Annotated in this window: 8 protein-coding genes and 1 pseudogene; 6 read left to right on the top strand and 3 right to left on the bottom strand. The window is 71.9% G+C overall.

Features of this window, described 5'->3' with window-relative positions:
* A pseudogene (locus tag ACYVE7_RS24665) lies at positions 1 to 887 on the top strand (hypothetical protein); the annotation flags it as partial.
* 75 nt (positions 888 to 962) lie between these two features.
* Here the strand turns inward: ACYVE7_RS24665 and ACYVE7_RS24660 are convergent.
* Both ACYVE7_RS24660 and ACYVE7_RS24655 read right to left on the bottom strand, forming a co-directional pair.
* Positions 963 to 2,039: a CDP-glycerol glycerophosphotransferase family protein gene (locus ACYVE7_RS24660; protein ID WP_460367639.1), complete on the bottom strand. Its 1,077-nt coding sequence runs from the start codon at positions 2,037 to 2,039 to the stop codon at positions 963 to 965.
* The gene (locus ACYVE7_RS24655) at positions 1,928 to 2,599 is read right to left on the bottom strand and encodes a hypothetical protein (protein WP_460367637.1); all 672 of its coding nucleotides are present in this window, start codon (positions 2,597 to 2,599) and stop codon (positions 1,928 to 1,930) included. The genes ACYVE7_RS24660 and ACYVE7_RS24655 overlap by 112 nt, the downstream gene beginning before the upstream one ends.
* 195 nt (positions 2,600 to 2,794) lie before the next feature.
* Here ACYVE7_RS24655 and ACYVE7_RS24650 point away from each other — a divergent pair, with 195 nt between their 5' ends.
* A complete protein-coding gene (locus ACYVE7_RS24650) occupies positions 2,795 to 3,610 on the top strand; it encodes a peptidoglycan-binding domain-containing protein (protein ID WP_460367635.1) in 816 nt (271 codons plus the stop codon).
* A gap of 72 nt (positions 3,611 to 3,682) precedes the next feature.
* Entirely contained in the window at positions 3,683 to 4,450 is a 768-nt protein-coding gene (locus tag ACYVE7_RS24645; RefSeq protein ID WP_460367633.1) for a DeoR/GlpR family DNA-binding transcription regulator, read from the top strand.
* Between the two features lie 14 nt (positions 4,451 to 4,464).
* On the opposite strand, the gene galT is transcribed toward ACYVE7_RS24645, so the two are convergent.
* Positions 4,465 to 5,526, bottom strand: a complete 1,062-nt coding sequence (gene galT / locus ACYVE7_RS24640; RefSeq protein ID WP_460367632.1) for a galactose-1-phosphate uridylyltransferase — start codon at positions 5,524 to 5,526, stop codon at positions 4,465 to 4,467.
* A 134-nt stretch (positions 5,527 to 5,660) separates the two neighbouring features.
* On the opposite strand from galT, the gene nagB reads away from it, so the two are divergent.
* The 3 genes from nagB to ACYVE7_RS24625 all read left to right on the top strand — a co-directional run.
* Positions 5,661 to 6,446: a glucosamine-6-phosphate deaminase gene (gene nagB / locus ACYVE7_RS24635; RefSeq protein ID WP_460367630.1), complete on the top strand. Its 786-nt coding sequence runs from the start codon at positions 5,661 to 5,663 to the stop codon at positions 6,444 to 6,446.
* Positions 6,447 to 6,609: 163 nt separating this feature from the next.
* Complete coding sequence (locus ACYVE7_RS24630) at positions 6,610 to 7,464, top strand: polysaccharide deacetylase family protein (RefSeq protein WP_460367628.1); 855 nt, start codon at positions 6,610 to 6,612, stop codon at positions 7,462 to 7,464.
* Between the two features lie 128 nt (positions 7,465 to 7,592).
* Positions 7,593 to 8,009, top strand: a 417-nt coding sequence (locus ACYVE7_RS24625; protein ID WP_460367626.1) for a hypothetical protein, incomplete at its 3' end; no start/stop codon positions are given.

The raw sequence follows: 8,009 nt of genomic DNA, 5'->3' as shown, positions 1-8,009 counted from the left end.
TCCCGGCGGCCGAGGCGCGGGCGTGGCTGGTCCGGCACCGGCCCGGGCTGCGGGCCGCCGTCGAGGCGGCCGCCGCGGCGGGACTCGACCGGGAGGCCGTCGAGCTGGTGGAGGCGCAGTGGGCGCTCTGCTTCCAGCTCAAGTTCCACGAGCACTGGCATGACGTGCACGTCCTCGGGATCGAGGCGGCGGAACGGCTGGGCGATCTGCGGCTGCTGGCCAGGCTCCGCGTCCAGCTCGGGTTTCTGGAGCTGGAGCTGGGCCGCACCGACGCGGCGGGCGAGCTGTTCCGGGCCGCCGCCGAAGCCGATCGGCGGGCGGGGCATGAGCGCGGCCAGGCCACGGCCGTCGAATCGCTCGGCCTGCTCAAGCTGCGGCTGAGCGGCGCGGAACGTCCGCCGTACGTCGCGGTGTCGGCGGCCGACGCGGCGGAGGCGCACGCCTTGCTGACCGAGAACCTGCGGCTGAACCTGTCGCTGTCGGAGGCCGACGACGATCCGCGCGCCGTCGCCCTGGCGTGGCGGCACCTGGGGCGCTCCGCGAGCATCCTCGGCGAGCCCGCCGAGGAGCATTTCGCCCGCGCCGTCGCCTATTTCGCCGCCCACGACCCCTACAACCACGGCAAGACCCTCCTTGACCTGGCCGTCGCCCGCCTCCGCGCCGGCACGTCCGCCGAGGCCCGCGCCACCCTCCTGGAGGCGCTTCCCCTCCTGGAACCCCACCCGATCGAACGCGCCGCCGCCCTCGAAGCCCTGTCCTTCGCCGCCGAATCCACCGGCGACCTCCCCGAAGCGGCCCGCCACCAGGAATCCGCCGTGGCCCTCCTCACCGCCGCCGCCCACCCCAACCTCCCCGCCGCCCAAGCCCGCCTCACCACCCTCAGCTGACCCCACCCCACCCGGCCGCCCAGACCCAGTGAGTTCAGCGCGCTCCCTGACCCGCCGGGCCGGCGCGAGGGGTGGTTAGGAGGGGTGGAGGGGGAGGGTGGTGAGGGGGTGGCCAGAGGTGAGCCAGGTGTGGGCGGCGGAGGCGGCTAGGGCGGGGTCGGGGTGGGGGGTGAGGGCCTGGGAGTCGTGGGTGGTGAGGAGGGTGCCGTGGGGGTGGGGGGTGGCGGCCAGGACGGCGGCGGGGTGGGAGGCGAGGAGTGCGGTGGGGTCGGTGGCGGGGTCGGGGGAGTGGAGGACGTCGGCGAGGTTGAGGAGGCGGCGTTCGCGTTCCGTGGTGGAGACCGAGAGGTGGAAGCCGGGCAGGCGGCGGTGGAGGGAGACGGGGGCGGGGCGGCGGTCGAAGGTGAAGGCGCGGCCGTCCCAGCGGGCCGAGACGAGGGCCGCGGTCGGGGGCGATCCCTCGGTGACGGGGGTGGGGAGGCGGTCGCAGACCGGCGGGAAGGGGGGTTCGGGGAGGGAGAGGAGACGGTAGATCTCGGTGCGGAGCAGGGCGGCGGAGCGTCCGGGATGGGCGGTGACGCTCGACGTCACCTTCGCGTGGACGCCCGGGACGTGAGCGGACAGCGCCTGGTCGATTTGCGGACGGAGCGGGGCGTTCCGGGCAAGTGACGGGGCGGTGCGGCCCAGCTCGGCGACGGGGGAGGCCGGGTCCACGGAGTGGTGGGGGAACGCCGACAGCAGGACGGGACGGTCCAGGGCGGCGGCGTAGAACGTCACGGAGCCGTGGTCGCCGACGACCAGATCGGCGGCGATCAGACCGGCGCGCCAGCCTTCGTGCGGCGGGAACAGCAGCAGGCCCGAGCGGAGCGCGGCGGAAAGCCACGAGCGGATCTGGCGGGGGCCGTGGCCGTTCCAGATGTTGGGGTGCAGGGCGGCGGCCACCCGGTAGCGGTCCATCGGGAGTTCCGCGAGCAGATCGGCGATCAGGTCGGGACGGGTGCCGTAGAGCGATTCGGCGCCCCACGTGGAACTGACCAGGATCAGTTTCTCGGCGTCGGTGACGCCCAGGGAGCGGCGGAGTTCGGCCCGGTCGTCGACGGACGCGAGGATGCGGTCGTAGCAGGGATCGCCCGCGACGACCGCAGCGGGCACGGCTTCGGGGCAGTCGCGTGCCAGCCGGGCGAGCTGCTCGGGATGCGACAGGACGATCGAGTCGGCGACCGGCGCGCCCTCATGCAGCAGCCATTCGGGGCCGAGCCCGAAGACCGGCTGTCCGGTGTCCGGTGTCCGGTGTCCGGTGTCCGGTGTCCGGTGTCCGGTGTCCGGTGTCCGGTGTCCGGTGTCGCCAGCTTCTTATTGTATCCCATTCCATGGGAAAGGGAAATGGTTCTGCATGGCAATTCATAAAGCTCGCCGCCATAGCTGGTGGTGATGGCGAGATCTGCGGAGAGGGCGCGGGCTTGGTCCCACGGAATGGTGATAGCGCCGAGGAAGTGGAGGTGTTCGGCGACGTCGTGGGTGAAGACGGAGGAGCGCGTCCAGGTGTACACGACTTGGACGCGGGGGTCGTCGTCGAAGACGGTGACGACGTCGAGCAGCCTGGTCAGCGAGGTGATGTTGTGGACGACGGCGAGCACGGTCCGGTCGGGGGTGACGGTGCGCCAGCGGTGGGCTTCGTCGCCGACGGGGACGCCGGCCCAGTCCGCCTTCATGCCCCTCCCGTTTCGGCTTCCATCAAGGAGCTGCGAATACTACCGAATCCCGGCAAATGCACCAGCCCCCGTCCTCCGGGCACACCGGGGCGCGCACCCCCCGCCCCGAAATGCGTAGGGGCTACTCATCCGCGCGCCCGCCCGGGCGGGGATCGTGGGCGGCGACCAGCGATCCGAACGGAGAAGGAGGCCGCGATGGCCGAGCTGTGGCTGCCGGGCGCCGAACGCCAGGAGCAGAGCAACGGAGGCACCATGAAAGGCGGCCCGCCGCGCGCCGTCTGGCACATCACCTGGGACGAGCTCGACGCCGACGGGCACGGCCCCGGCTTCGGCAACGTCCTCTCGTTCCTGAAGCGCGCCGAGTTCTGCCCGCACCTGATGTGGGACCCGTGGACGGGCCGGATCGTCCAGTTCTACCCGGCGACGACCAGCGCCCGGGCGCTCCGCCATGACGCGGGCACCGTCGAGACCAACCGGATGGGCTCCCGCTGCCTCCAGATCGAGATCTACTTCAGCCCCGACGTGGTCCGCGACGGCCGCAAGCACGCGACGGTCGCCGACACCCCCGCCAAGGGCCTCGACCAGATCCTCGCCTGGCTCCGCTCCTGGGACGTCCCGGACGCCTGGCCCGCGGGCGTCCCTGAGTGGACGGGCAACCAGCGCTCGGCGACCGTCTGGCGGACGAAAGCAGGCCACTACGGTCACGGCCACGTCCCCGGCAACACCCACACCGATCCCGGCCCGCTGCCGCGCGCGGCCCTGTTCGCGGCGGGCGGGCTCCACCCGGCGCCGCCCCATCCCCGCACGCTCCGGCTGGCCGACCCTCCGCTCCGCGGCTCCGACGTCAAGGCGCTCCAGCGCGCCCTCAACACCCACGGCGCCCACCTCACCGCCGACGGGATCTTCGGCCGCGCCACCGATCAGGCCGTCCGGGCCTTCCAGCGCTCCGCCCAGCTGACGCCCGACGGCATCGTCGGCCCCGCCACCCGTCGAGCCCTGTCGCTCGCCTGACCCCCGGTCCGCCCGCCACGCTGTTGGATTCTGTGGGAAAATGCGGGATCAGGGTCGGGGAAGGGGATACGGGTGTTGGCTGGGGAGCGGCAGCGGTCGATCGTCGAGCTGGTGGGCCGGGACGGCGCGGTGAAGGTCGGCGAGCTGGTCGAGCGGTTCGGGGTCTCGGACATGACCATCCGGCGGGATCTCGAACTGCTCGCCGAGCGCGGGCTGCTGGTGAAGGTGCACGGGGGAGCGACCGCCGTCGCGCCGTCGTCCGCCGCGGAGCCGGGTTTCGGGGCCAAGTCGGCGGTTCAGCAGGCCGAGAAGGAGGCGATCGCGGAGCGCGCCGCGCAGCTCCTCGCGCCGGGCGGGTCGATCGCGCTGTCCGGCGGGACGACCACCCACGCGCTGGCCCGCCGGCTGGTCGACGTGGAGCGGCTCGCGGTCGTCACCAACTCGATCCCCGTCGCCGACGTCTTCCACGCGAACGGCCGCGCCGACCAGACCGTCGTGCTGACCGGCGGCCTCCGCACCCCCTCCGACGCCCTGGTCGGCCCGCTCGCGGTGGCGGCGATCCGCTCCCTCAACGTCGACCTGCTGTTCCTGGGCGTCCACGGGATGAGCGTCCGCGCCGGTTTCACGACGCCGAACCTCCTCGAAGCCGAGACCGACCGCGCCCTGTTCACCGCCGCAGCCCGCCGCGTCGTCCTGGCCGACCACACCAAATGGGAGACGATCGGCATCTCCACCATCGCGGCCCTCGCCGACCCCGAAGCGCTCATCACCGACCGGTCCCTGCCCCAGGACGCCCTGTCCATCCTCACCGACCACGTCCGCAGCCTGATCCTCGCCTGATCGGAGGCGGAGGGTCAGCGCGCGTCCCGGAGGGCGGCGGCGGCCGCTTCGGGCCGGACGTCGTTGACGAAGGCCCCGGCGGACGACTCGCTGGACGCGAGGTGCTTGAGCCGGTCGGCGGAGCGGCGGGGCGTGAAGATCTGGACGTAGAAGTGGTCGAGGACGTCGCGGTGCCGGGTGGGCGCCTGGTGCCAGCACGCCATGTACGGGCTCGGGGCCGGGAAGAGGCTTGCGAAGCGGCGCAGGACGTCGCCGTACAGGGACATCAGTTCGGCGCGGTCGGCGGCGGTGAGCGCGGCGAGGTCTCCGGCGCAGAAGCGGGGCGCGAGATGCACCTCGTAGGGCCAGCGGGCCGCCTCGGGGACGAACGCGACGAAATGCTCGGTGGCGGCGACGACCCGGCCGGCGGCGGATTCGCGGGCGACGATCGAGCAGAGCAGGCAGCCGCGGCCGGCGGCCCGGTGGGCGCGCGCCGAGTCCAGGACGGCGGCCTGGGTCGGCGGGAGGTAAGGGTAGGCGTAGATCTGGCCGTGCGGGTGGGAGAGGGTCGCGCCGATCTCCGCGCCGCGGTTCTCGAAGACGAAGACGGATTCGACCTCGGGCAGCGCGGACAGCCGGGCGGTGCGGTCCGCCCAGGCCCCGCCGACGGTCGACAGCCGCTCGTCGCTCAGCCCGGCCGTGGCCAGATCGTGGTCGTCGGAGAAGCAGACGACCTCGCACCGCCCGCCGACGGGCCCGCCCAGCGAGGGGAACCGGTTCTCGAACACGACGACGTCGTAGGCCGGTTCGGGGATCTCGGTGGCGGGGGAGCCGGGCCTGGTCGGGCAGAGCGGGCAGTCGGCGGCCTGGGTGGAGACGGTCCTGACCTGCCGGTGCGCCGCGATCAGCACCGGCTGGCCGGTCAGCGGGTCATGCCGCAGTTCCGCGCCCGGTGTGAACGGTTCGAGCTCCCGGCCGTCGGGGGCGGCGTGCTCCCGGCCGGGCCGGTCGTCGTAGTAGGCGAGCTCCCGGCCGTCGGCGAGCCGGGTGGGGAACGGGTGGATGCCGGCGGGCGCCGCTGCGTCGAATCTCAACATGATCCTAGAGAAGCTCAGGTGGATTGCTGTTCGAATATGTTGATTCAAACATATCAGGTGTCTCACCCGACAGCCCGGTCCATACTGGTCTAGACAGGTTGACAGCGGTCTAGACCGGTCCTACCGTTCTGGTCGTGGAAATCGTCATCGTCAAGGACAAGGCCGCGCAGGGCGAGCTCGTCGCGCAGGCCGTCGCCAGGCTCGTGGCGGCCAAGCCCGACGCGCTGCTGGGCGTGGCCACCGGCTCGACCCCGCTGCCCGTCTACGAGGCCCTGGGCGCGCTGGTCGCCGAAGGCTCCCTGGACGTCGCGAAGCTCCGTGTCTGCCAGCTCGACGAGTACGTCGGCCTGCCCGTGGGCCACCCGGAGTCCTACCGGGAGGTCGTCCGCAGGGAGGTCGTGGAGAAGCTGGGCCTGCCCGCCGGCTCGTTCCTCGGCCCGGACGGCTCGGCCGACGACATCGTCGCGGCCTGCGCCGCCTACGAGCGGGTCCTGGCCGACGCGGGCGGTGTCGACCTGCAGATCCTCGGGGTCGGCACGGACGGCCACATCGGTTTCAACGAGCCGTGCTCGTCGCTGGCGTCCCGCACCCGGATCAAGACCCTCACCGAGCAGACCAGGATCGACAACGCCCGTTTCTTCGACGACGACCTGGCCCAGGTGCCCCGGCACGTGATCACGCAGGGGATCGGCACCATCCTGGAGGCCCGCCACCTGGTGCTGCTGGCCACCGGCGAGGGCAAGGCCGAGGCCGTCGCGGCGACCGTCGAGGGCCCGCTGTCGGCGCTGGTCCCGGCGTCCGCGCTCCAGCTCCACCCGCACGCGACCGTCGTGGTCGACGAGGCCGCGGCCTCGCGCCTCAAGCTCGCGTCCTACTTCAAGGCGACCTACGCCGACAAGCCGGTCTGGCAGGGCCTGTAACACACCTGCTCGCCCTTGGGGGGGTGTCACGGTAAGGAGGCGGTCCTTCGGGCCCGCCTCCTTACCGTTTGCGGAGTGCCCTTTGCACGGGGTGGGGATTTCGGTTCGCACGCCCGGGGACGATCTCCTGTCGAGAAGATCATTTTCCGGGGGGTGTGGGCGTATGAGGAAGATCGCCGTCGGGTTCGCCATCGCGGTCGTCGCCGTGCTGGCGGCGGTCGGCATGGGGCTGTTCATGGTGGTCGTCGGGGTGTCGGACGTCAATCTCATGCCGTCGGGCCATCAGTTCGAGCAGGACGAGACGGCCGCCTCGAAGGCGTACAGGTTCGCCGTCCCGCCGCTCGACCAGCGGCGCGCGGTCAACCGCGGCGAGGTCTACCCGCACGACTGCGCGAAGGAGAAGTGCGTCGCGCTCACCTTCGACGACGGTCCGGTCCGGGGCACCGCCAAGGTCCTGGACGCCCTGAAGCAGGAGAACGTCAAGGCCACCTTCTTCGTCCTCGGCGAGAACGTCCGCGAGCATCCCGACATGCTCCGCCGCGAGATCGCCGAGGGCCACGAGATCGGCAACCACACCTGGGACCACCGTGATCTGTCCCGGATGACGACCGCGCAGATCCGCGGCGAGATCCAGCGGACCAGCGCGCTGATCCAGCGGGTGGGCGGGGTGACGCCGAAGGTGATGCGCGCTCCGTACGGCGCGTCGAGCAAGCGCGTCGCGAAGGTCGCGGAGGCTTACGGCCTGCCCCAGGTCCTGTGGGCCGTGGATCCGCAGGACTGGCGCGAGCACCGTCCGGCGGCCGTCGCCCACGGGGTGCTGAAGGACGTCCAGCCCGGTCAGATCGTGCTGATGCATGACATTCAGCCGGGAACCGTCAAGGCGGTCCCGCAGATTCTGCGGAGCCTGAAGAAGCAGGGCTATGTCTTCGTGACGGTCACCCAGCTCCTCGCCAGCCGGGTGACGGTCCCCGGCGGAGAGTACCGTGAGATTCTCACTGTGGAAGAGGCGGTCTATTAAGGTCGGCCTTACTCCTAAGGACAGTTAATTGTCGCTTTGTGTGTCTAATACTTGCCTTTGTTATGTTCCCCGCTGACGATGAGGCTTCCGTGAAAATCTCGGGGGCGTGACGGCTGGGGCGGTGAGTCATGGTGCGGTCGTTTCCGTATGCGGTGACCGGTGTGGCGGCGGTGGTGGCGGAGCCGACGCCCATCGACGAATGGGCCAGACGGGCGCGCATCCCGTACCGCAACCGACCAGGACGGGTCCTCACCGGACCCGAGATCACCCGGATCATGGGCGTCGAGGGGAAGAGCTGGGACCCCGTCCTGTTCGCCACGCTCGACCCGGCGATCGGCGCGGCACGGCAGGCGCTGCGCGTCGCGGGCCTGGCCGCCGAGGAGATCGACACCTTCCTCACGGCCACCTCGATCCCCTACGAGCCGACCATGGACGCCGACGCCATGCGGATCGCGGCCGAGCTGGGGCTGCGCCCCGACGTGATCCCGGTCGGCCTTGCCTCCGGCTGCGCGGGGCTGGCCAGGGCGGCGGCGCTGCTGGCCGGG

The sequence above is a fragment of the Actinocorallia lasiicapitis genome (assembly GCF_054778695.1).
This window is presented reverse-complemented; position numbering and strand designations above follow the sequence as displayed.

Excerpts from the sequence above, each read along its gene's own strand:
- ACYVE7_RS24655 (WP_460367637.1), bottom strand. The coding sequence starts at position 2,599 with ATGAAGGCGGACTGGGCCGGCGTCCCCGTCGGCGACGAAGCCCACCGC.
- ACYVE7_RS24650 (WP_460367635.1), top strand. The coding sequence starts at position 2,795 with ATGGCCGAGCTGTGGCTGCCGGGCGCCGAACGCCAGGAGCAGAGCAAC.
- galT (WP_460367632.1), bottom strand. The coding sequence starts at position 5,526 with ATGTTGAGATTCGACGCAGCGGCGCCCGCCGGCATCCACCCGTTCCCC.
- ACYVE7_RS24630 (WP_460367628.1), top strand. The coding sequence starts at position 6,610 with ATGAGGAAGATCGCCGTCGGGTTCGCCATCGCGGTCGTCGCCGTGCTG.